We start from the raw sequence: 21,099 nt of genomic DNA, 5'->3' as shown, positions 1-21,099 counted from the left end.
CCAACCATGGGGCAATCCCGGGCTGGCGCTATCACGCTGCTTGCAACGCGGCGAAGTTAGGTAGCCGGCTTAATTGCTTAGCTGGAGCGGCACGCGTGCTCATGAGCCGATCCCGCTCAAACTCGCAACAGCGACGTGCACCAACCCGGCGGTGGCGGCGAATGCGAGTAGGCACAGGATGACGCCGACCAGGGTCACAAGCCCATCTCTTGCCATCAGGGCGATGGAAATCACCGTCAGTGCAAGAACCGGCAGAAAGTTGCCGAACGGGATTGGCAGTGCGATAGCAATCGCCAACACGAAGATCGGAAATGCCAGCAGCCACTGCATCATCCTGCCCGTGAACATCACCAGGCGGCCTGGGCGGATAATTGCCTCAACTCTGGCAATGATCGGAACGCTGTAGCGGACGACGAGATCAACGACTGCCGACGACAGTCTACGCCGGTTGAGGAAGGCCGGAAGCCACAGCGTCTGACGTCCCATGGCGATTTGCACCGCAACAAGGGCAAGCGCGCTCCCGAATACCATCCCGAAAGGTCCGGGTATCGGCGTGAGGGCAGGCAGTGCCAGAAAAAGAATGGTGAAAGCCATGCTGGTCCGGCCAAGACCGGACAGCACCTCCCTCACGCTGACGCCGCCTTGCGATTGTGCAAGCTTTGCCAATTCTTTCAGGCGAACCGATGCCATCTCTTCTTGTGGTGCCGCGCCGGCTGACTGCTCAGTCATGTGATCTCGCCACTCCGAATCCGGGGAATGATCGGCTTTGCAATTTATCAGGTGGCGTCAGTGGCTCTGTTTTCAATGAGGCCGATGATGGCTGCGCAAGCTGGATTGTTCTTGTCGAGCAGGTCCGCCGGGTTGCTCCAGCCGGTCGCCACGCCGACAATGGTGGTGACGGTCCAGTAACTATCCTGCGATGCACGTTGCACCAGCAGAGGGACTTGCGATGACAAGCATGTTCGTGATTGCTGGACGATCTCCACCGGCAGATTTGCGGCGGCCGCGTATTGTTCGATCTCGGCCTGAAGGGGAGCGATGGCGAAAGTGGCAAAGAGCCATGCGATGAGATTGGAGAGCATGTCTATTCCTTGTTAGGCGTTTGTTGGGAGATGAGGGGCCGCGCACCTGCCACATCAGCAGGTGCGCGGCGAGCTTTAAGCGTTCTTCACTGTGTCGCGCGTCTTGAGCAGGCTCCAGACCACGCCACTTGCGATGATCGCGAAGGTGATCCCGAGCGAGAGGGCAGCCGGAAACTTTTCCAGGCCCAGCATGTCGGCAACGAAGATCTTCGAGCCGATGAAGACCAGCACGATGGCCAGGGCCGGCTTCAGATATTTGAAGCGATGGATCATGGCCGCCAGCGCGAAATAAAGGGCGCGCAAACCGAGGATCGCGAAGATGTTGGAAGTGTACACGATGAAGGGATCCGTGGTGATCGCGAAGATCGCGGGAACCGAGTCCACAGCGAAGATGACGTCGGCGACTTCGATCACGACCAGGGCCATGAACAGCGGGGTGATGAACCAGACCATCTTGCCGGTCTGCGGATGGGCCTGCTTGACGAAGAACCGCTCGCCATGATGGCTGTCGGTGACGTTGAACCGGTTTCGCATGAAGCGGACAAGGGGATTGTTGGAAACGTCGGGTTCCACGTCTTTCATCACCAGCATCTTGATGCCTGTGATGATGAGAAACGCCGCGAATACGTAAAGCAGCCACGAAAATTCAGCCACCAGTGTCGCGCCGACGCCGATCATGATGGCACGCAGCACGATCACGCCGAGAATGCCCCAGAAGAGCACCCGGTGCTGATAGAGACGCGGGACGGCAAAGAAGGAGAAGATCAAGGCGATGACGAAGACGTTGTCGAGCGCCAGGGTCTTTTCGACGACGAAGCCGGTCATATAGGCAAGGCCGGAATCGGCGCCGAGATACCACCAGACCCAGCCGCCGAAGGCGAGGCCGAGAGAAATGTAGAGGGCGGAGAGCTTGATGCTCTCGCCGACGCCGATCTCCTTGTTTTGCTTATGCAGGATGCCGAGATCGAACGACAGGATGGCGATGACGAGGGCAATGAAACCTGCCCACATCCAGAGCGGCTTTCCAAGCCACTCAACGAAAAACAATGATGTTTCCACGAAGGAGAACCTCAGTCGGCGCACGGTGTCGGAAAAGGTCCGACATCGCAAGAGCGCCGACGGCTCTCACCAGAGGGGCCCGGACCAGCGGGTTGAGCCGCAGATAGGTGCCATGTTCTCGCAGTTCAAGGGGGATATTTGGTTGATGCCTTCTGGCTCCTGCTTCGAGTTAGAGGTCACCACGCTTAAATGCTTTGGAAAATGCGCAGCAAACGAATCCTGCCGTTCATGCCGATATAGGCTGCGATATATGGTGTGCATGCGAAACGAGGTTCCGATCGATGCTAACCGGAACCTCTGAACTTTGCGCTCCTGCGAAAGCGCAAGCACATTTGCTTGCATCACGCGGATGCGATGTTATTCCCCGTCAACAGGTAGGGCATCTGCCGTACAACTGCCTACTCGACCGATTTGATCGGGTCTTTCGGCGCCGGATCGAAGCCGACCAAATCCGTGGTCAGCTTTGCATAAGTGCCGTCGGCCACCATATCCGCGAGAGCCTTGTTGATAGCCTTCACGAGCTCCGGCTTGCCCTTCTTGATAGCAAAACCCTTTTGAATGTGGCTGACGTAGTCATCCGTCATCTCCAGCGGCATATGTGCGTTCTTGACCGCATAGGCTCCAGCGATCGAGTCTGTAATCGTCGCATCGATATTTCCGTTGACGAGATCCTGCATGGCGTCGGCCTCGGCCTTGTAGCCCTTGACGACGGCTCCCTTTTCCTCGGCGATCTTGGCAAAGGTGGAAGAGACGAGCGCGCCGACTGTCTTGCCTTTCAGATCGGCGGCACTCTTGATTGGCGACCCCTTCGAAACGATGATGCGACCACCCGATTCCAGCCAGCCGTTGGCGAAGGTAACCTTCTTCTGACGCTCGGGCGTGATGTCCATGGATGCGCTGATGACGTCATACTGATCGGCCTGCAGGCCGACGAGGAGCGAATCCCATTTGATGAGGACAGGCGTGTAGGCGAGATCCAAACGCTTGGCCACTTCCTTCATCACGCGGATTTCCAGACCGTCGAGCGAGCCGTCGGGAGCGCGCATGCTAAAAGGCGCAAATGTTCCCTCGGTCGCGACCTGCAGCTTGCCGGGTTCCAGGAGCTCCAGACCAGCGGCCGAAGCCGGCGCGTTACCAAAGGCGGCGGCGGCAAGCATGGTGGCAGCGAATGCAAACAGTTTGAATTTCATGGCTATTGTTCCCTTTTATTGATCTGGTGAGGTATCGTCTTCGCCTCGCGGCGCATAAAACTTCCCGGTGCGCGTGGCCCAGACCACGACCGTTCAGGTCTGGGCCGCATAGTGCCGCTCCAGCCAAGCTGAAAGCTGGGTGAGAATGGTGGTCAGGACGAGATAGATGATCGCAACCGTGATGTAGAATTCGAACGGGCGGAAGGTCGCAGCAATCAGGGTCTGCGCATAAAGCGTCAGTTCCACCACCGTAATCGTCGACAGCAGCGACGTGTTCTTCAACGTCGAAATCGCCTCATTGGTGATGGACGGCAGGATGATGCGAGAGACCTGTGGCAGGATGATGCTGCGCATGGTCTCCGACGGGCTGAAGCCGAGCGCGAGCGCCGACTCCGTCTGCCCACGCGGAATGGCCGAAAGGCCGCCACGAATGATCTCCGCGACATAAGCGCCGCTGTTGATCCCGAGCGACAGGACGCCGGCGACAAAGGGAGAAAGCTTGATGCCAAAGGCCGGCAATCCGAAATAGATGATGAAAACTTGAATAAGCGTCGGCGTTCCGCGAACGAACCAGACATAGAAAGCCGATGCCATGCGCGCGGCACGCCACTTCGATCCATGCGCCAGGGCAGCCGCGAGACCACAGATCCAACTGAAAATGATGGTTGCTACCGTCAGCCAGAGCACTGTCCAGGCCGCCTCGACAAAACCCGGCCCGTAAAGCTTGAGTTCTTCAAGAAACGCTTCGCTCATGAAAGCACCTCCCCGTTGGATACATCCATGCCAAGGGAGCCAAATTGGTCATGCAGAATGCGATGCAGGAACTGCTGCAACCGCTCGCTTTGCGGATTGCGCAGGATGCCGGGCGCTCCGGATTCGGCAACGACGCCCTTGTCGAAAAAGAGAACCCGGGAAGAAACGTCTCGGGCAAAGGCAATCTCATGCGTGACGAGAAGCATGGTCATGCCTTCCGCAGCCAGCGATGCCATGAGCACCAGCACCTCATGCACAAGTTCCGGATCAAGCGCCGATGTCACCTCGTCGAATAGCATCAGGCGAGGCTTCATCGCCAAAGCACGGACGATGGCCACGCGTTGCTGCTGGCCGCCGGACAGTCGGGAGGGATAGCTATGCCGCTTTTCATAAAGCCCGATGCGCGACAGCAGCGCTTCGGCCTCCTCGACCGCCTGAGAGCGCGGCATCTTCAGGAGTTTGACCGGCGCATGGATAACATTTTCCAGAACCGTCATGTGCGGCCAGAGATTATAGCTCTGAAACACCATGCCCACCCGTCGCCGCAGCGCTTGCAATTGCGCCGGCATTGGGAACTGACGCGACTCAGGCCGGAAGTCGAACGAAAGCTCGTCGAAATCCATGAAGCCGGATTGCGGCATTTCCAACGCATTGATGGAGCGCAGGAAGGTACTCTTGCCCGAGCCGCTGGCGCCGATGATCGAGACCACCTCGCCCGCCGTAACGGTGAGCGAAATTCCCTTCAAGACCTCATTGTCCCCGAAACTCTTTCGGATGTCGCGCAGGGTCAGAATCGGCTCCGGCATCATTCGTCCCCCGACGGCAATTGGTCGAGAATATCAACCGCGACATCCTTCGGCGTGCGAGCTGCTCCGTTGATGATGGTGATGTCCTGTGGGCATGCAGAGAGCACCAGGAGAAGGTCCATCTCGGCGCGCAGCGCAACCCGGTCGCCTAGCTGCGATGCAGGAGGCAGGCGCTCGACGACGCCATCGCCCCGGACAGGCACGTTCATGAAAAGATTGAGCGATGCCGGGGTGAACGACTGGACGATGCCTTTCTCGGCAAGCGCCTCGTGAAAATTGCCCGAACAGCTGCGATGCTCCTCCTCGCAACCGAGTTCGCGATAGAGAGCGGAATTGCAGGGGCAGAGAAGCGTGTCATGCGCCAGCGCTGCGCTGTCTTTAACCAGCGTCAGCATCTTGAGGCGACTGGTGCCGACCGCCGACATGCCCTGCTTGAAGAAGATGTTGCTATTGACCGATCGAGTATGGTCCATCGACATGATATCGCTCGGATCATCGGCCGATATTGCCCATGTGTCGACGACTTGGTTGCCATGACTATTGGTGATGACGGCGAACTGGCCGGCGTGCATCGTGAAGGCGCGCCCATGGCTGGCCGGCACGATTTCGGAACATTCGGTCATGATGCAAAACTCGCGTTTCGACGGGGCACGGGCCTCATTGGAACTCGAGGCTTCTATGGTCCGTTCGCCCGACCATTGACTTTCAGATTTCAGCCTATTCGGTATACCAATGGAATTCAAGGTTGTTTTTCAATGATTTACTGCAAAAATGATTGGCGTTCTGCGTAAAAAATCAGCCCTCCTGCGCAAAAGATAGTCATTAAGAGCTGAGAGGGACGGCCGAACACATCCGATGGATCACGGCATGCGTTGACCGTTGAATACAGTTGGTGTACCGAAATTTGAAAAGCTTTGCGCCTTCAGCCGACCAGCGTCAAAAGGTGCTTGCGCGTCAAAGGAACCGTGCCATGGCCAGATATTTTCCGCTCGATGAATACGAGGCACGCTGGGCGCGTGTTCTCGCAGAGATGAAGGCGCGCGGCTTCGAGACGGCCGTGGTCTTCGGGCGCGGCGGCGGCACGACGGACAATTGCGGCGACATTCTCTATCTGTCCAATCACTATGCCATCAGCGGCGGCATGGATTCGCTGATCTGGTCGGCCCGCTCTTTTTCCGGCATCATCCTGCAGCAAGGCAAAGCGCCGGAACTGCACATCGACGAACCGGAAGTGCGCGACGATCTCGTCTCCATCGCCGACGTGCGCTCCTCAAACCATCCCTTTGCCAGCGTCGCCAAGGCGCTGGTCGAACGGGGTATCACGGGCCGTGTTGCGCTGGTGGGCACGAATTTCATCCCGGTCAAATATTACAGCCAGCTCGTTGACGGAGCTCCGCAGGTGGAATGGATCGAGGCCGATGATCTCATCCGCAACGTCCGACGCATCAAGAGCCCACGCGAGCTCGACTGTTTCCGGATCGCCGGCGAGACGGCGACTATCGGGCTGAACCGGCTCATGGAAGGACTGACAGGCGGACTATCCGAACGGGATGCCGCCGGCGAGGCGGCCCGCGAGGTGGTGCGCTTCGGCGGCCGCCTCCAAATGATCGGCTGCAATCACGGCGATACGCTCGGTTTCGATCAGCGCTTTCCGCTGACCGGTTACAGCGCCGATACGCCGCAACCAGGCGACATCGTCACCGGTACCCTCCATGCAGCCTTCTATCAGGGCTATTATCTCGACCCCGGCCGCACAGGCGTTCGTGGCAGACCCAATGACGACCAGCGTCGGCTGATCGAGGCCGCCGCAGGTATCGTGCACGCCCTGACCGACATGATGCAGCCGGGTGCGAAGCTTCTCGACGTGGCAGCGGAGGGTGATCGCATGACGGCAGCGTTCGGCGGCTCCGTCTCGCCGATCATGAAGAACTTCCCCTTCTTCGGCCATAGTATCGGGCTCGGCTTCGAACTGCCGCGCATCTCCACCAGTATGTCGTTGCCGCAAGACCACATCGAGAAGGATATGGTGTTTGGCGTGGAAGCCTTTCTCTCGCTCGAAGGGGTCGGTGCGGCCTTCTTCGAGGACATCATCATCATCGGCGAAAACGGCAACGAACTCCTGACCAAATCGCCAAGCTTCTGGTGGTAGCGCTTACGCCTGAAGTTTAGCCAGACCCCGCCTCTCTATCGAACGACAAGGTCACGCGGTAGCGTCGATAGCGGCTCAACCCCGGTTTCGGTAACGATCACGGTTTCGGAAGCGCCGACGGTCCAGACACCGTAGCTTCGCAAGGTCGCGGGCAGATGGAAGACCATGCCCGGCTCGATCAATTGCGACACTCCGCTGAAGAGACTGAGAATTCCGCCTTCGCCCCAGTCGGGCGCGAAGGCGACCCCCATCGAATATCCGATGCGCTTGCGAAAAGCCGCATGATAGCCTTTCGCGTCGATCACCTTCTGCGCCGCCTCATGCGGCACACTGCAAGGCACGCCGGGTCGGATCGCCGCAAGGGCAGCCTCAAGGGCGGCAAGCGCACAGTCCATCATCCGGCGCGCTTCGTCGGGCGGATGGCCGATCCAGACGGCGCGCATCAAGCCGGCGTGATACCGGGCGTGGCTTCCCGCCAACTCGAGAAAGACAGGATCGCCCGCCGTCAGCTTCCGCCGGCGCCATGTCATATGCGGCAGGCCGCTGCGCGGCCCCGAAGACACCAAGGGCTCCATCGCCATGGCTTCCGATCCGGCGTCGGTTGCGGCAGCCAGCATCGCAGCCGCAACCGCGTTCTCGTCCACGCCGGCGTCACAGGCAGCGATTCCGGCCACGATACCCGCTTCGGCATAGCCTGCCGCAGCCCTGATCGCATCCAGCTCCACTTGCGACTTTACCATTCTGAGCGGAGGCAGGATCGCCGAGCCGTCTATCAAGTCGCCGTGACCGATCTCCTGGGCAATCCTGTCGGCCATGACCGCCGAAACAAACCAGCCTCCCAGTTCAATCGCCGGGCGGGAGATGCCGAGTGTCTTCAGAAGTCCCGCCAATGCCACGGCTGGATCTTCGCCGTCCTGGTAGGTACGGATATCCCGCAGCCATGTGTTGACGACCGATCCGACCAGTTCCAACTCGCGCACGAGGAGGCAGGGATTGCCCTCGACAGGCAAAACCAGCGCCTGGAATGCGAAATAGCCCGCCGTCTGCCGACCCGTCAGCCAGTAGATGTTTTCCGGTCCGGTGACGACGAGTGCCTCATGACCGGCCGCCCGTATGGCGGCGCGGGCCCGCGACTGCCTTTCAGCGAATTCCGTTTCGGTAAAAGCGGCTTCGCGGCCGCGCAGTTCTGCGAATTCAAACATCTGGTGCGATCACAATTTCCATCATTAGCGTCGGTCAAGCCAGCCCAAAAAACGGCTACGGACACTATCGAAATGGGCTTGCATAGCGGCGCAGGCACGCTCGCCGTCCTGCGCTTCGATTGCCTCGATGATGTCGAGATGTTCACGCGCCTGCTGATCGAAGCGGTCATGGGTGCGGGTGATTGTACAGCGCCGGGCGATGCCGCGCATTTCCGTGATCATGGCCGGCAGCAGGCTGAGACCAGCAGCCTCCGCGACGGCCAGATGAAAGACGTCGTCATCGAGCCAGAACTGATCGAAGGCCACGTCGCCTCCCTGCGCATAGGCGCGCATCGCCTCGCGGGACTGCTCCAGTGCCGGCGTCATGGGTCGTCCGGCAGCCCTGGCTGCGGCAGCACCTTCGAGCAGGCGTCGTATCTGGACGATTTCAAGGAGTTGTTCCACCGTGACGGGCCGCACCATCAACGCACCATTGGTAAGCCGCGAAATGACGCCTTCCTTTTCCAGCCGGGAGATGGCCGCGCGCAACGGCGTGCGCGAAATGCCGGATTCCTGGGCAAGGGCTCTTTCAGTCAGGACATCGCCCGCCGGAAGAGTGCCCGCAAGGATACGCTGCTTGACGTCGCGATAGGCCTGCTGGGCCAATGTTTCCTTCTCGCTCATGGGCTCTCCTGGCCGTTCTTCATCCATGCCTCGTGCAGCACACGAACTGCGGTCGCAAGGTCGGCGGGATCCATGCCTTCCTTGGGATTATGACTGCCATCCCAGTTGCGCAGGAACACCATGACCGACTCCCAGCCCGCCTGGGCGAAGGCGGCCGCATCATGGCCGCCGCCAGACAGCATCCGGCGTGGCGAAAAGCCGAGCCGGCGCGCACCTTCGTAGATCTCATCGCCGAGTTGCACTGAGAGCCGCGTCGGCTGGCTGCGTGATTGAAGGCCAAGCTCGAAGAAAACACCGCGCGCTTGCTCGATCAACGCAATTTCTGCCTTCACCAGCCGATCCATCCGCTCAAGAACGGCCGGATCGTCACTGCGCAGGTCGAGGCAGAAATCGAGCCGGCCAGGCACCTTGGCAAAAGCGTGTTCGGAACTGGCCGCATCGACGCGGCCGACCGTCACGGCAAGATCATGCTTTTCCTCCAGGATTGCGCCCCATCTTCGATCCATCGCGACCACCAGATCCGCCAGGGCAAAAACGGCATCGGAACGCGCGGTACGCGGCGCACCACCGGAATGAGCCCAGACACCGTTGATGCGGGCGTCGCGATAGCGCAACCCGCCACGCACGCCGTCGACGATGGCGAAGGCTTCGCCGGCCTCATCGAGAACGGGGCCTTGCTCGATATGCAGCTCCACAAAGCGTGCGGGCGCGAGCCCCGGCCCGGAAACGACAGCCTCCGGATCGCCACCCTCCTCGCGCATGTGATCGACCAGCGTCCGGCCGGTATCGAACCGGACCGCCTTCATCTCTTCGGCCGAAAGCCGCCCGAGTGCCGCGCGCGAGCCGATATAGGAAACCGGGAACCAGACGCTCTCTTCCGCCCGCGTCACGGTCACCACCAGATCAGCAGGCGGCGCCGAGCCGCTATCGACGAAGGCGGCGGCAAGGGCCATGGCGCCGACAACCCCGGCCTGCCCGTCATAGGCACCGCCCATCGGCACGGTATCGAGATGCGAGCCGATATAGAGGGGAGTGGCCGCGCGGTCCCTGCCCGGCAGCCGGGCGAAGAGATTGCCCGCAGCGTCCCGCGTCACCGACAGGCCGAGGGTTTCCGCCTCCTCAGCGATGACACGATGGGCGGCAGTTTCCAGTGCACTGTAGGATGGACGCGTATAGCCCGGCCCTGGCTCCGAAATGGCGTTGATGCGATCGAGCAATCGATCGATGGTGTCTTCGATAATGCGGCTCATGCGTAACTCCGGACCGGATCGTTGAGTGCAGTCGCCGGGCGCTCACCGGAAAGGGCCATCAGCACATTGCGAGCCGAGCCGATAGCCACGCGACGCAGGGCCTCAAGCGTTGCACCACCGAGATGCGGCGTAAAGATCACCCGGTTCGACTGACCAAGGGGTCCGGATGGCGCTTCGTGGGAATAGACATCAAGTCCCGCCCCGGCGACGCGCCCGGAGGCAATGGCTTCGGCAAGGGCGGCTTCATCCACCAGACCTGCCCGTGCGGTATTGACGACAATGGCGCCAGGCTTGATGTGCGAGAGCGCTTTTGCATTGATCAAACCGCGCGTTTCCGGCCGTAGTGGGGTGTGCAGCGAGACTAGATCCGCCTGTGCCAGGCCATCTTCGAGTTTTTCCATCCGCTCAAAACCCTCCACATCGGCTGCGCGAGGCGAATAGACCAGAACGCGTGCATCGAACGCGGCCTTCAGCATGCGACCAAGCCCTGCGCCGGTTGCACCCCAGCCGACAATGAGAGCCGTCTTGCCGGACAATTCCGTGAAGGTCTCCATCTCGCGGAACCCTCTTATGCCGGCTCGTTCGCTGCGGTCCGCAGCCGGGATTAGCCGCGCAACAGCTAGCGCAAGGCCGAGAGCAAGCTCCGACACCGACCGCGCATTGGCACCCGGCGTATTGCAGACAAGCACGCCTCGTTCGCTTGCCGCTTCCTTGTCGACCGCATCGTGACCGGCACCGTGCACGACGACAACACGCAACGCATCAGCAGCATTGATCGCGGCAGCGGAAAGGCCAGCATCCCTGGTGATCACCGCCTCGCAGCCGGGGATCATGCGGGCGACCGTTGCCATATCCGCAGAAGGACAAAATACCGGCTCGATGCCTGCCTCCCTAAGCAGCGCAATGCCGTCGGCATGAACCGGTTGGACAATCAGACATTTCATCGATCGGATCCCTCGTCGGAGGATTTCAGGCGCGCCAGAATGGCATCGCGCGCATTGGCGACATGCACGGCCATCAGCCGGCCTGCCGTTTCGCCGTCACCCGCCCGTAGCGCGGCGATAATCTCGAGATGCTCGGCGCATCCTTTAAGAAAGCGATCCGGAACCTGGTTGTGGTCGAACATGCAGGTGCGACGGCGGAGATCGTCGATGGTGGCGACGATCATGCTGCTGCCGGTTGCCGCCGCCAACATGCGATGAAAGTCGTCGTCGACACGACGCTGTTCGTCCTCTTCCCCCGGTCCCTCCAATTGCAGACGGCGGACGCGCGCCTCTATCTCATCCAGTCGACCGGCGGGAAGCCCCGTCGCCGCGCGAGCCGAATGGGCTTCGAGCGTCTGGCGCAAGAAGAAGATTTCCTCCACCTCCTCGCCGGAAAGCTGTCGCACCTTCAGGAAGCGTCCATCCTGCGTCACCAACCCTTCGGCTTCGATGCGTTTGATTGCTTCGCGAACGGGTGTGCGCGACATGTCCAGCGCGTCGCCCAGCTTGGCCTCCTGCAAGGCATCCCCCGGCATGAGCGCGCCCGACAGGATCATTTCGATGATCTTGGTGTAGGCCTGCTTGGCAAGCGGTTGTGTCATGGCGCTACCTCTTGTGCGACGCTCATTGGCTTTGTCTTTTCGGACAGATCCGTAATCACATCCTGCAGGGCTTGTCGCTCTGCGACCAGCAGCGCCTCTGCCGTGGCTTGGGAAATCAAGCGAAAACGGATCGCCATACCGCTTGGGATCTGCGCCAACCGTGGCACGTCGACGGAGGCCACAGTCGCTATTTTCGGATAGCCGCCGGTCGTCTGGCGTTCGGCCATCAAGACGATCGGCCGGCCGGAGCCTGGGATCTGGATCGATCCAAGTGTGGTACCATCCGAGACGATATCGTTGCCTCGGCAGGCCGAGATCACAGGCCCATCCAGCATTTGCGCCATGCGATCGCGGCTGGTGGATACGACGAACGAACTCCCAAGGAAGGTACGCCAAGCGGATGCATCGAAATAATCATCCTGCGGCCCTGCCACGACATTGATGGGGCGATTGGATCGGCGCCACGGCTTTGTAAGCGCAAGATGCGGCATGGGATCGAGGGAACCGATCGGCAAGAGATCGCCAGTCCGCAGGCAACGTCCTTCATGGCCACCGAGGCCGGTGCGCAAATGCGTGGCGCGGGAACCCAAGATCAACGGCGTATCGATGCCGCCGGCAAACGCGACATATCCCCAAACGGCCGATCGCAAGCCGCCGACGACGAGCGTAGACCCGGGAAAGAGATCATGGCTCTCCCATGGGCGCACGGCCGAGCCGTCTATCCGGATATCCACGTCGCCGCCGGTGACGGCAAAACGAACCGGCTCGGTGACCTCGAACGTGCCGCCGGCGCTGGCAAACTCAAGAGCCGCCATATCCTGCCTGTTGCCCACCAGTGCGTTGGCAATACGGAAGGACGGCGCATCCATCGGCCCGGAGCCGGAGACGCCGGAATGCAGCAATCCCCTGCGGCCGCGATCCTGAACCGTCACCATGGGCCCCGCTTGAAGGATCCGCAAATGCATCATGCTACTTCGGGCTCCAGAACGGTCTGGCCCGCAGCGACCATCGTATCGAGACGCGCCGCCTCGGCCTCACCAATGGGACGAAAGCGGATGCGATCTCCGGCCTTGAGAAGAAAAGGCGGCGTCCGATGAGGATCGAAAAGCCTGACCGGCGTGCGGCCGATAAAGCGCCAACCGCTCGGCCCCGGCACTGAATTGATGCTGGCCTGTTTACCGCCTATGCCGATGGCACTTGCCTCGATCCGTTGGCGCGGCGCGGCCAACCGCGGCGTATGCAACACATCCGGGAGGCCGCCGAGATAGGCGAAACCGGGCGCAAAGCCGATCATGTAAACACGATATTCGACGCTCGCGTGCAGATTGACGAGTTCGACCGTCGTCATGTCCTTCATGCGAGCCAGCTCGTCGAGATCGATTCCGACGGCGCCACCGTAGACGACGGGTACGCTGAAGCAGCGCGAGGCGGTATCTGTCACGGACAAAGCCTGGAGTCGCTTTTGCAGCGCATCGGCAAGCGCTCCACCGCGGATGATCGCGGGATCGTAGATGACGCTGAGAGAACGATAGGTCGGGGCCATTTCTTCGATGCCCGCAACGGGATTACGGTTCAGCTCATCGAAGAGCGCGATGATGCGCCTGTTGACACCATCGTCGATATGATCGGCGAGTTCGACCGACAGCATGCTGTCGCCGCAAGCGCGAATGCGTGGGAACATTTCGGCCATTGCGCCGACACCCCTCCTTCCGTCAATCTGGCAAATCGGAAAGAGAGCACCGCTTGTCAAAATCGGTGCGCTTTCCAAATTCATCGGACTTGCTATTTCAGTATACCAACTGTATGTCAACCGTGGCCGGATGATATGAACAAAGTTCGTGCAATGCAACAGAACGGTAGAGAATTATGCTGCCGTATCAGGCCGGAATCGTCGACTGGGAGCAAGCTGCATGGCAACGATTGATTTGAACTGCGACATGGGAGAAGGCTACGGCGCCTATACGATCGGCGACGACAAGGCCATGCTCGAACTGATCACGACCGCCAATATTGCCTGCGGCTTCCATGCCGGCGATCCGGTGGTCATGCGCGACACGATCCTCGCCGCCAAGGCTTCAGGCGTTGCAATCGGCGCGCATCCCTCCTTCATGGATCTCTACGGCTTCGGCCGGCGCCGCATCTCCGGCGAACGTCCCGAGGATATCGAGGCGCAACTGATCTACCAGATCGCTGCGATCCAGGGCATGGCAAGCGCACTCGGCTGGCCGATCAGCCACATGAAGACCCACGGCTCGCTCGGCAACATGGCAGCCGAAGATCCTATCCTGGCGGATGTCTGCGTGCGTGCCATCAAGGCTGTCGATCCCTCTCTCGTCTTCCTCACCCTTCCCTATTCGGAGACCATGAAGGCTGCCGAAAGGGCCGGCCTGAAAATCGCCTGCGAAGTCTATGCCGACCGGACTTATGACGACAACGGCATGCTGACATCCCGGCAGCGAGAAGGCGCGGTCATTCATGATCTGCAAAAGAGCATGGACCAGGTTTTGTCCATGGTTCGTGACGGAGAAATCCCAACCATCGGTGGCCGCAAGCTGCCGGTCCAGGCGGCCAGCATCTGCGTCCATGGCGATACTCCTGGCGCTGTCGCAATGGCACAGTCGCTGCGCAACGCACTCGCCGCGGAAGGGATAGAATTCGCTCCCTTTGCCCGCCCGCCCCTTCCATAAGGGTTATGCTTGTGAACTGCGCGGTGGAAGAACGCGCATTCACAGCCCATGAGAGCTAGCCGCCGCCGAGGTTTTCATCACCTCCGCCATGAAATTCGTGTCGCCGGTGGTCCGCATCAACGGTGAAATGATTGCGGGAACTTTATACCACCGCAGAATTGGGCAAGCCTTATAGCCGCGCCACGCCCGCCACTGCGGGAGAATGCCTCTTGTGTAAGGATTCCGACGCAATGCCGGCCAGTTCGCGGATGAAGAAGTCAAGGATGGTTGAAGGTTTTTCCGCGGAACGCGTGGCTATGATGAAGGTGGAGTGAATTCGAGTTTCATCCGGCATAAGCGGTCGGAAGCAACCTTTCTGAACCCAGTCGCGGGCATAATGGTCGGGCAAGTAACCGAGATAGTGTCCGGACATAATGAACATCGCCTGCGCCTCCATATTCGAGGCGACTGCGCGAGTTCGTGCCCGCGGAAAGAATTGCAATTCACGCATGTTGGCGTACGGCCGCACCACGAAATCGAAAGACTCGATATGTTCTATCGTCAGCTCTGCGCCCCCTTGCTTGAAGAGCGGGTGCCCTTGGGCGCAGTAGAGCGAATGGATTTCCTCCCGAAGTCGGGAGAGCTTCAGACCCTGGTAGGGTTGTGTTTCCGGTAAAAGCGCGATGTCTAATCCGCCATTGGCGATTTCGGAAAGCAGCGCGTCAGGGGTGTCGATTGCCAGTTCAACGCGCGCTTCGGGGGCCTTCTCGCTGATACGAGCAATCACCCGGTGGATCGGCAGGTCGCTATCAGTGATGGTGTTGTCGATCAGGCCAAGCCTCAGTGTGCCGGTAATGCGGTTTTTGAGTGCGCCAATGTCGCTTTCAAAGGCATTGAGTGCCAGAAAAAGCCCTTTCGACCGCTCGTGTACGATAACGCCACGATCCGTCAGCTCGAAACCTGAGCGGCCCCGTCGGCACAGCTTGAAACCTAAACGATCTTCCAGCGCCTTGATGTGGAAGCTGATGGCGGACTGGCTGAGGCCGAGCGCGATTTGCGCGCCGAGAAAACTCTTATGCTCTACGACTGCGCGAAACACCGTCAAGGATCGGAGATCGGATTGAGCCAGCAGCATCCGCTGTCCTCACATTAATAATTCTGATGTAAACTTCATCACTTTCCTATTTTTCTGAGCTATTGTCCATGCTTTCCTCTCCTTCAGGGATCACGAAACGATCTCGAAAAAGCAGGGGAACAAGACTATGACAATCATCCGGAATTCGAGAATCCTTCTGGCGGGCGCTGCGCTTGCTGTCGCCATGATGGCACCCGTCGCGCACGCGGCCGACCTGCTCGACAAAATCAAGACGACGAAGGTTTTCACCGTCGCCACCGAGGCGCGTTTTGCGCCGTTCGAATTTGTCGAGGGTGGGAAGATCGTTGGTTATTCCGCCGACATCATGGAAGACGTCATGAAAGAACTGCCCGGAGTCGAGCTGAAGCGCCTCGATCTGCCCTGGCAGGGTATCCTGCCGGGTCTTGCTGCCAGCCGCTTCGATTATGTCGTCACCTCGGTCACAGTCACGCCGGAGCGCATGAACGCCTATCATCTTTCTGTACCGATCGCGGATGCCACGATGGCTGTGCTAAAGCGAAAGGGCGATGCCGAAATCACCAAGCCGGAAGATATCGCCGGCAAGCCCGTCGGCTCGCAGGCAGGTTCCGCCCAACTCGCGGCGCTTGAGACATTCACGACTGAACTGAAAGCTTCCGGTAAGGCCGACGTAACCGTTTCGACCTACACCGACTTCTCCGAAGCCTATGCCGACCTTGCTACGGGTCGCATCCACGCCGTCGTCAACTCATTGCCGAACCTGCTTGAAGCGGCGCGCCAGCGGCCGGATATCTTCGAAGTCGTGCTGCCCACCTTCGGACCGAAGACCTATTTCTCCTGGGCCGGCCGCAACGACGCCGACAGCACCTCGCTCAACGCGCTGATCGACGCGGAACTCATCAAGCTCAACAAATCCGGCAAGCTTGCCGAGCTGCAGAAAAAGTGGTTTGGCGCTCCAATGGAACTGCCGGAAGCGCTTCCCGCCGCTAAGTAAGGGCAAGGGGGAACCGCTCATGGACAGAACATTGGCAGGCGTCTGGCCAGCTCTTCTTGATGGTCTCCTCACCACCGTCACGGTCAGCTTTTCGGCGCTTCTGCTCGGCGTGCCACTGGCCGTGCTGCTTGCGGCCGCCTCGCGCAGCGGCCGGCTGCGACGTGCCGCCGCCGGACTATATGTCTCGTTCTGGCGTGGCACGCCGATTCTCGTCCAGCTTCTCGTTATCTTCTATCTGCTGCCATTTCTCGGCCTCGAACTGGAGCCGCCGGTAGCTGCTGCCCTGGCACTGGCACTCAACACCGCCGCCTTCCAATCGGAGATCTACCGCGCGGGACTTCTGGCAGTGCCGAGGGGACAGATCGAGGCGGCCGAAATGCTTGGACTTACGGTGGCTCAAACCTTCTTGTGCATCGAGGTGCCGCAAGCTGTACGCACGATGCTGCCAGCGCTTGTCGGCGAGATGCAGGCGCTGGTGAAGAATTCTTCCCTCGTCTCCGTCATCGCGGTCATGGATGTCACCCGCAGGGCACAGCAAGTGGCGGCGTCGACATTCCGCCCGTTGGAGGCCTATGCCTCAGCCCTTCTGCTTTATGTGGCCGTCGGCGCGGCTTTGGCCGGTATCGGTCTCTTGATGGAGCGCCGCCTCACGCAAGGGGCCAGACGATGATGATCGGCTTTTTCAACGATCTTCCGCTTTATCTCTCCGGTCTTGCCATCACGGCCGCCGTGTCGGCTTGCGGAATTTGCATCGCCGTTCTGGTCGGCATCCTGCTGGCATTGTCCCTGCGCAGCCGCTTGCGGCCCCTGTCCCTAGCGATCCGGGTCTATGTCGAATTCGCCCGCGGCGCACCTCTGGCACTGGTGCTCTTCCTTCTCTATTACGGCGGTCCGCAATTCGGTTTGGTGCTCAGCCCCTATGTCGCCGGCATTGTCGGTCTCGGTCTTTATGGTGCTGGCCCCTTCGCGGAAATCTTCCGCGCAGGGTTCAATGCGGTGCCGAAGGGCGAATGTGAGGCGGCCGCCATGCTCGGCCTCACACCCGGCCAGACATTCTTGTACGTGGAACTACCGCAGGCGATGAGGCTGACGCTTCCGCCCTCCATTGGGCAGGCGATCAATCTGGTGAAGGAATCGGCCGTTCTGTCCGTCATCACGCTCGGCGAACTGACGAAAGTCGCGGGCACCATCAGCTCCATCAGTTTCGCGGTCGTCACGCCCTACGTGACCGTCGCCCTGCTCTATTGGGCGCTCGTTGAAACCATTGCGCGGATCGGCTTCTACGCAGAGCGCCGCCTTGCAGCGAAAGGCTTCTGACATGACAGCAACACCGGCGGCGATATCGGTTCGCGGACTTGAGAAACGCTTCGGCGGAAGAACGGTACTGAACGGCATCGATCTTGATATTCATGCCGGCGATGTCACCTGCATCATCGGTCCCTCCGGCTCAGGCAAAAGCACGCTCCTGCGTTCCATTGCCTTTCTCGATCCCTACGACGCCGGCGAGGTGAATGTGTTCGGCCGGATGATGGGCTGGCGGGAGACGCCACTGGGGCGTGAACGTGCCGGCACGAAGGAGCTGGCCGACGCTCGCCGTCCTCTTGGCATCGTCTTCCAGCATTTCCATCTCTGGCCGCACATGAACGTGCTCGACAACGTGACGCTTGCGCTCCGGCTCGTCCACCGCGTCACTCGCGCCGAAGCGGAAGCAACAGGACACGCGGCGCTGGCCAAGGTGGGGCTCACAGCGTTCGCCGACCGCCGTCCCGAAAATCTTTCCGGTGGGCAGAAGCAGCGCGTGGCAATCGCCCGGGCGCTCGCCATGAAACCGAAAGTGATGCTGTTCGACGAGCCGACCTCGGCACTGGACCCGGAGCTGGTGGGCGAGGTTCTCTCGGTCATGAGAGCGCTCGCCTCCGAAGGCATGACCATGCTCATCGTCACCCACGAAATGGGGTTTGCCGCGCACGCGGCCAACCGCGTCGTCTTCATGGACGGGGGCCGCATTGTTGAGGACGGTCCGCCGCAAACACTTTTCGCGGCGCCGAAAAGCGAGCGCCTTTCGCAATTCCTGCAAACCTGGCGCGAACGCGCATTTTGATATCTTGAAAGGAAGACCCATGGCTGCTCACGGTTACAATACGGGCCGGCTGAATCTACCCTTCGTCGGCATTTCCACCTTCGCCAAAAGCCCTTATGTCGAAAACTGGGACGCGATCGACGCCGATGTCGCAATCCTCGGCGCACCCTTCGACTTCGGCACGCAATGGCGCTCCGGTGCCCGCTTCGGGCCACGCAGCATCCGCGAGGCTTCCACGCTGTTTTCCTTCGGCCATGCCGGAGCCTATGATCACGAAGATGACGTCACCTATCTCGAAGGCGTCAGGATCGTAGACATAGGCGATGCCGACATCGTGCACACCGACACGATGACGAGCCACGCCAATATCGAGTTCGGTGTTCGCAAGATCCTTGCCGCGGGCGCGCTCCCCGTCGTACTCGGCGGCGACCACTCCATCAACATTCCCTGCATCAACGCTTTCAGCGATCAGGAGCCGGTTCATCTGGTGCAGTTCGACGCCCATCTCGATTTCGTCGACGAGCGTCATGGTGTCCGCTACGGTCATGGCAGCCCGATGCGCCGCGCCTCGGAAAAGCCGTGGGTTACGGGCATGACGCAACTCGGCATCCGCAACGTCTCTTCCACCGCCAAGGAAGGTTATGACTATGCCCGAGCGCATGGATCGGAAATCCTCTCCGTTCGGCAAATCCGCAAGCTCGGCGTGGAAAATGTGCTGGAGCGCATTCCTGAGGGAAAACGCTATTATCTCTCCATCGACATCGACGGTTTCGATCCTTCAATCGCCCCTGGTACCGGCACACCGAGCCACGGTGGCTTCATCTATTACGAGGTTCTGGAGCTGATTGCAGGGCTGGCCAAGCGCGGCGAGATTGTCGGCATCGATTTGGTCGAAGTCGCGCCCGACTACGACCACACCGGCACTACGGCTATTCTTGCCGCCCAGATCCTGCTCAATACGATCGGCCGCATCTTCGCGGTCAGCAGTTAAGCCCAGCAGTAAGTGGCGCTTTGCGAAAGCCCGATTTCTCAATATGCATAGCAGCGAGCTGCTATGCATATTGCAAACACCAACTGTAACTCCCTCTCTGACGAAGGAGCTTTGTTACAATCTAAAGTTTTCCATATCTTTTTGGCGCACGCCAGAGCGATACTTGAAAGTGACGTTTAAGACATGTGACAAAAGTGGGGATTTACCCGCCATATGACGATACAGGCACAAAGCCAATCCTATGTGACCGCTCAAACCTCCTCCTCTGGTCACCGCGTGCTCCCGGACAAATTACCAGTACCGCCCAGCCGGCACAGGCCGAACGCCAGGACCATTTAGTCCTGCATCGGCTCGCCGAGCGTATGCATCAGACGGTTCGCCCAGCCGAAGATGGCGGACGAGAGGACGAGGTCGAGAGCTTCCAGTTCGTCGAGCCCGACATCGGCCAGCGCCTGTGCGTCGGCCACCGTCGCCTCGGGCGGTGTGGTCGATAGCCGTGCCGAAAAGTCGAAGATTGCCTGGAGGTGCTCGTCGAGCGTCGCCGCGAGACCGTCTGCAAACACAGCTTCGATAACATCCGTACGTTTCGTCAGGTTGTTGAACCGCGATGCGTGGACGGCGGCGCAGTAGACACAGCGGTTGACGACGGAGGCGGCGACGGCGCCCAGCTCGCGTTCGCTTCCGGCCAGCCCGTCTTTTCCATACATGATCAGATTGAACAAGGGTGAGCGGACTGCGAGCGTCTCAGGGTCGTGAGCCAGGGTGAGTACATAGGGCGAGATGCCCTTGTTGGATGGCGTCATCTGCATCGCAGCATGCTGCTCTTCGGTAGCGGTCGCGAAATCGACTGGAACCACGTAGGGCTGCCAGCGCGGTATCGTGGTGGTGAAGGTATGGACGACCTCGCTCATCGCATTTCTCCAAGCAGCTTCAGGCCGGCGAGCACACGAACCTGGTAGTTGACGAAGGCCGCAAGCTCCGCGAGCCGGACAATATCGGCGTCGGTTACGCCGACCTGGCGCAACGCTTCCACATTTGCACGCGTCGCATCGCGTGGCGTGACCGTCAGGCGATCGGCATGGCGAACGATCTCCGCAGTACGCAGGTCCGTCACATTGTTTTCTGGGTCTGCGAGCGTGGCCGTAATCGGGTCGTTGGCTTGAGCCACAAGGGTATCGTAGTGGCTTGCGAGCGCCGGATTGCGGTTCTGCCGCGCCATACGGGCGGCAAGCGCGGCCCTCAGTCCGTGAGAAAGTCCGCCGGGATCGCGCGGCAGGAGTACTGCGTCATGGGCCGCTTCGCTCAGACGCAAGATCTCGGCGCGTTTCTCCATGGCTTGCGCAAGCGCGGAACCCGGCTTCACGGAGACTAGGGTTTCGATGAGTGTCAAAACAGGCTCCTCAATACGTCAGCAGGCATTCGAACTAGGTAGGCTTGCCGTCCAATTATGTCAAATATTAATGATTGCAAGCGCTTGATGCAGAATAATTATCTATTGATCCTCGCCAATTGAGA

The 21,099-nt window shown here is 60.1% G+C and carries 24 protein-coding genes; 7 read left to right on the top strand and 17 right to left on the bottom strand.

Annotation, left to right across the window (positions count from 1 at the left end; translation table 11 throughout):
* Positions 1 to 99: 99 nt before the first annotated feature.
* The 7 genes from RRH01S_RS14885 to RRH01S_RS14855 all read right to left on the bottom strand — a co-directional run bounded on the left by RRH01S_RS14885 (position 100) and on the right by RRH01S_RS14855 (position 5,513).
* The gene (locus RRH01S_RS14885; protein WP_042472454.1) at positions 100 to 729 is read right to left on the bottom strand and encodes an exopolysaccharide biosynthesis protein; all 630 of its coding nucleotides are present in this window, start codon (positions 727 to 729) and stop codon (positions 100 to 102) included.
* Between the two features lie 47 nt (positions 730 to 776).
* On the bottom strand, positions 777 to 1,082 hold the full coding sequence (locus tag RRH01S_RS14880; RefSeq protein WP_034515578.1) for a hypothetical protein: 306 nt from the start codon (positions 1,080 to 1,082) through the stop codon (positions 777 to 779).
* Between the two features lie 75 nt (positions 1,083 to 1,157).
* The gene (locus RRH01S_RS14875; protein ID WP_042473062.1) at positions 1,158 to 2,093 is read right to left on the bottom strand and encodes a TerC family protein; all 936 of its coding nucleotides are present in this window, start codon (positions 2,091 to 2,093) and stop codon (positions 1,158 to 1,160) included.
* Positions 2,094 to 2,539: 446 nt separating this feature from the next.
* On the bottom strand, positions 2,540 to 3,331 hold the full coding sequence (locus tag RRH01S_RS14870; protein WP_037221622.1) for a transporter substrate-binding domain-containing protein: 792 nt from the start codon (positions 3,329 to 3,331) through the stop codon (positions 2,540 to 2,542).
* A gap of 93 nt (positions 3,332 to 3,424) precedes the next feature.
* Positions 3,425 to 4,084, bottom strand: a complete 660-nt coding sequence (locus tag RRH01S_RS14865) for an amino acid ABC transporter permease (protein ID WP_007695203.1) — start codon at positions 4,082 to 4,084, stop codon at positions 3,425 to 3,427.
* Positions 4,081 to 4,890: an amino acid ABC transporter ATP-binding protein gene (locus RRH01S_RS14860; protein ID WP_042473060.1), complete on the bottom strand. Its 810-nt coding sequence runs from the start codon at positions 4,888 to 4,890 to the stop codon at positions 4,081 to 4,083. The genes RRH01S_RS14865 and RRH01S_RS14860 overlap by 4 nt, the downstream gene beginning before the upstream one ends.
* Complete coding sequence (locus tag RRH01S_RS14855) at positions 4,890 to 5,513, bottom strand: DUF1989 domain-containing protein (protein ID WP_042472450.1); 624 nt, start codon at positions 5,511 to 5,513, stop codon at positions 4,890 to 4,892. The genes RRH01S_RS14860 and RRH01S_RS14855 overlap by 1 nt, the downstream gene beginning before the upstream one ends.
* Before the next feature lie 347 nt (positions 5,514 to 5,860).
* Between RRH01S_RS14855 and RRH01S_RS14850 the strand changes: the two genes are divergently transcribed.
* Complete coding sequence (locus tag RRH01S_RS14850; RefSeq protein ID WP_042472448.1) at positions 5,861 to 7,039, top strand: M24 family metallopeptidase; 1,179 nt, start codon at positions 5,861 to 5,863, stop codon at positions 7,037 to 7,039.
* Positions 7,040 to 7,074: 35 nt separating this feature from the next.
* Here the strand turns inward: RRH01S_RS14850 and RRH01S_RS14845 are convergent, their stop codons facing one another.
* Genes RRH01S_RS14845 through pxpB form a run of 7 tightly spaced genes read right to left on the bottom strand, consistent with a single transcriptional unit; the run spans position 7,075 to position 13,429 of the window.
* Entirely contained in the window at positions 7,075 to 8,241 is a 1,167-nt protein-coding gene (locus tag RRH01S_RS14845) for a M24 family metallopeptidase (RefSeq protein ID WP_042472446.1), read from the bottom strand.
* Between the two features lie 24 nt (positions 8,242 to 8,265).
* A complete protein-coding gene (locus tag RRH01S_RS14840; RefSeq protein ID WP_007694847.1) occupies positions 8,266 to 8,904 on the bottom strand; it encodes a GntR family transcriptional regulator in 639 nt (212 codons plus the stop codon).
* A complete protein-coding gene (locus tag RRH01S_RS14835; RefSeq protein ID WP_042472444.1) occupies positions 8,901 to 10,154 on the bottom strand; it encodes a Zn-dependent hydrolase in 1,254 nt (417 codons plus the stop codon). The genes RRH01S_RS14840 and RRH01S_RS14835 overlap by 4 nt, the downstream gene beginning before the upstream one ends.
* Positions 10,151 to 11,098 carry an NAD(P)-dependent oxidoreductase gene (locus RRH01S_RS14830; protein WP_042472443.1) on the bottom strand — a complete coding sequence of 316 codons (948 nt, stop codon included), beginning with the start codon at positions 11,096 to 11,098 and terminating at the stop codon, positions 10,151 to 10,153. Before RRH01S_RS14830 ends, RRH01S_RS14835 begins: the two co-directional genes overlap by 4 nt.
* Entirely contained in the window at positions 11,095 to 11,739 is a 645-nt protein-coding gene (locus RRH01S_RS14825; protein ID WP_042472440.1) for a GntR family transcriptional regulator, read from the bottom strand. Before RRH01S_RS14825 ends, RRH01S_RS14830 begins: the two co-directional genes overlap by 4 nt.
* Positions 11,736 to 12,704, bottom strand: coding sequence for a 5-oxoprolinase subunit C family protein (locus RRH01S_RS14820; protein WP_258719663.1), 969 nt, complete (start codon positions 12,702 to 12,704; stop codon positions 11,736 to 11,738). Before RRH01S_RS14820 ends, RRH01S_RS14825 begins: the two co-directional genes overlap by 4 nt.
* On the bottom strand, positions 12,704 to 13,429 hold the full coding sequence (gene pxpB / locus RRH01S_RS14815) for a 5-oxoprolinase subunit PxpB (RefSeq protein WP_012649674.1): 726 nt from the start codon (positions 13,427 to 13,429) through the stop codon (positions 12,704 to 12,706). The genes RRH01S_RS14820 and pxpB overlap by 1 nt, the downstream gene beginning before the upstream one ends.
* Positions 13,430 to 13,649: 220 nt before the next feature.
* Between pxpB and RRH01S_RS14810 the strand changes: the two genes are divergently transcribed.
* A complete protein-coding gene (locus tag RRH01S_RS14810) occupies positions 13,650 to 14,426 on the top strand; it encodes a LamB/YcsF family protein (RefSeq protein WP_042472431.1) in 777 nt (258 codons plus the stop codon).
* Positions 14,427 to 14,595: 169 nt separating this feature from the next.
* On the opposite strand, the gene RRH01S_RS14805 is transcribed toward RRH01S_RS14810, so the two are convergent.
* Positions 14,596 to 15,540 carry a LysR family transcriptional regulator gene (locus RRH01S_RS14805; RefSeq protein ID WP_042472428.1) on the bottom strand — a complete coding sequence of 315 codons (945 nt, stop codon included), beginning with the start codon at positions 15,538 to 15,540 and terminating at the stop codon, positions 14,596 to 14,598.
* A gap of 127 nt (positions 15,541 to 15,667) precedes the next feature.
* On the opposite strand from RRH01S_RS14805, the gene RRH01S_RS14800 reads away from it, so the two are divergent.
* The 5 genes from RRH01S_RS14800 to speB are packed head-to-tail and all read left to right on the top strand — an operon-like array spanning position 15,668 to position 19,584.
* Complete coding sequence (locus RRH01S_RS14800; RefSeq protein WP_042472425.1) at positions 15,668 to 16,513, top strand: transporter substrate-binding domain-containing protein; 846 nt, start codon at positions 15,668 to 15,670, stop codon at positions 16,511 to 16,513.
* A 19-nt stretch (positions 16,514 to 16,532) separates the two neighbouring features.
* Entirely contained in the window at positions 16,533 to 17,183 is a 651-nt protein-coding gene (locus RRH01S_RS14795; RefSeq protein WP_042472422.1) for an amino acid ABC transporter permease, read from the top strand.
* Positions 17,180 to 17,830, top strand: coding sequence for an amino acid ABC transporter permease (locus tag RRH01S_RS14790; RefSeq protein WP_007694831.1), 651 nt, complete (start codon positions 17,180 to 17,182; stop codon positions 17,828 to 17,830). Before RRH01S_RS14795 ends, RRH01S_RS14790 begins: the two co-directional genes overlap by 4 nt.
* Before the next feature lies 1 nt (position 17,831).
* Entirely contained in the window at positions 17,832 to 18,614 is a 783-nt protein-coding gene (locus RRH01S_RS14785; RefSeq protein WP_034515609.1) for an amino acid ABC transporter ATP-binding protein, read from the top strand.
* Positions 18,615 to 18,633: 19 nt separating this feature from the next.
* A complete protein-coding gene (gene speB, locus RRH01S_RS14780) occupies positions 18,634 to 19,584 on the top strand; it encodes an agmatinase (RefSeq protein ID WP_034515611.1) in 951 nt (316 codons plus the stop codon).
* Positions 19,585 to 19,919: 335 nt separating this feature from the next.
* Here speB and RRH01S_RS14775 read toward each other — a convergent pair whose 3' ends face one another.
* Both RRH01S_RS14775 and RRH01S_RS14770 read right to left on the bottom strand, forming a co-directional pair.
* Positions 19,920 to 20,495, bottom strand: coding sequence for a peroxidase-related enzyme (locus tag RRH01S_RS14775; protein ID WP_007694826.1), 576 nt, complete (start codon positions 20,493 to 20,495; stop codon positions 19,920 to 19,922).
* Positions 20,492 to 20,974: a CMD domain-containing protein gene (locus RRH01S_RS14770; protein WP_037221600.1), complete on the bottom strand. Its 483-nt coding sequence runs from the start codon at positions 20,972 to 20,974 to the stop codon at positions 20,492 to 20,494. Before RRH01S_RS14770 ends, RRH01S_RS14775 begins: the two co-directional genes overlap by 4 nt.
* Between the last annotated feature and the right edge of the window lie 125 nt (positions 20,975 to 21,099).

This window comes from Rhizobium rhizogenes NBRC 13257, from assembly GCF_000696095.1.
Taxonomy (GTDB): domain Bacteria; phylum Pseudomonadota; class Alphaproteobacteria; order Rhizobiales; family Rhizobiaceae; genus Rhizobium; species Rhizobium rhizogenes.
Note: the sequence above shows the minus strand (reverse complement) of the source record. Positions and strands in the feature narration are given on the sequence as shown.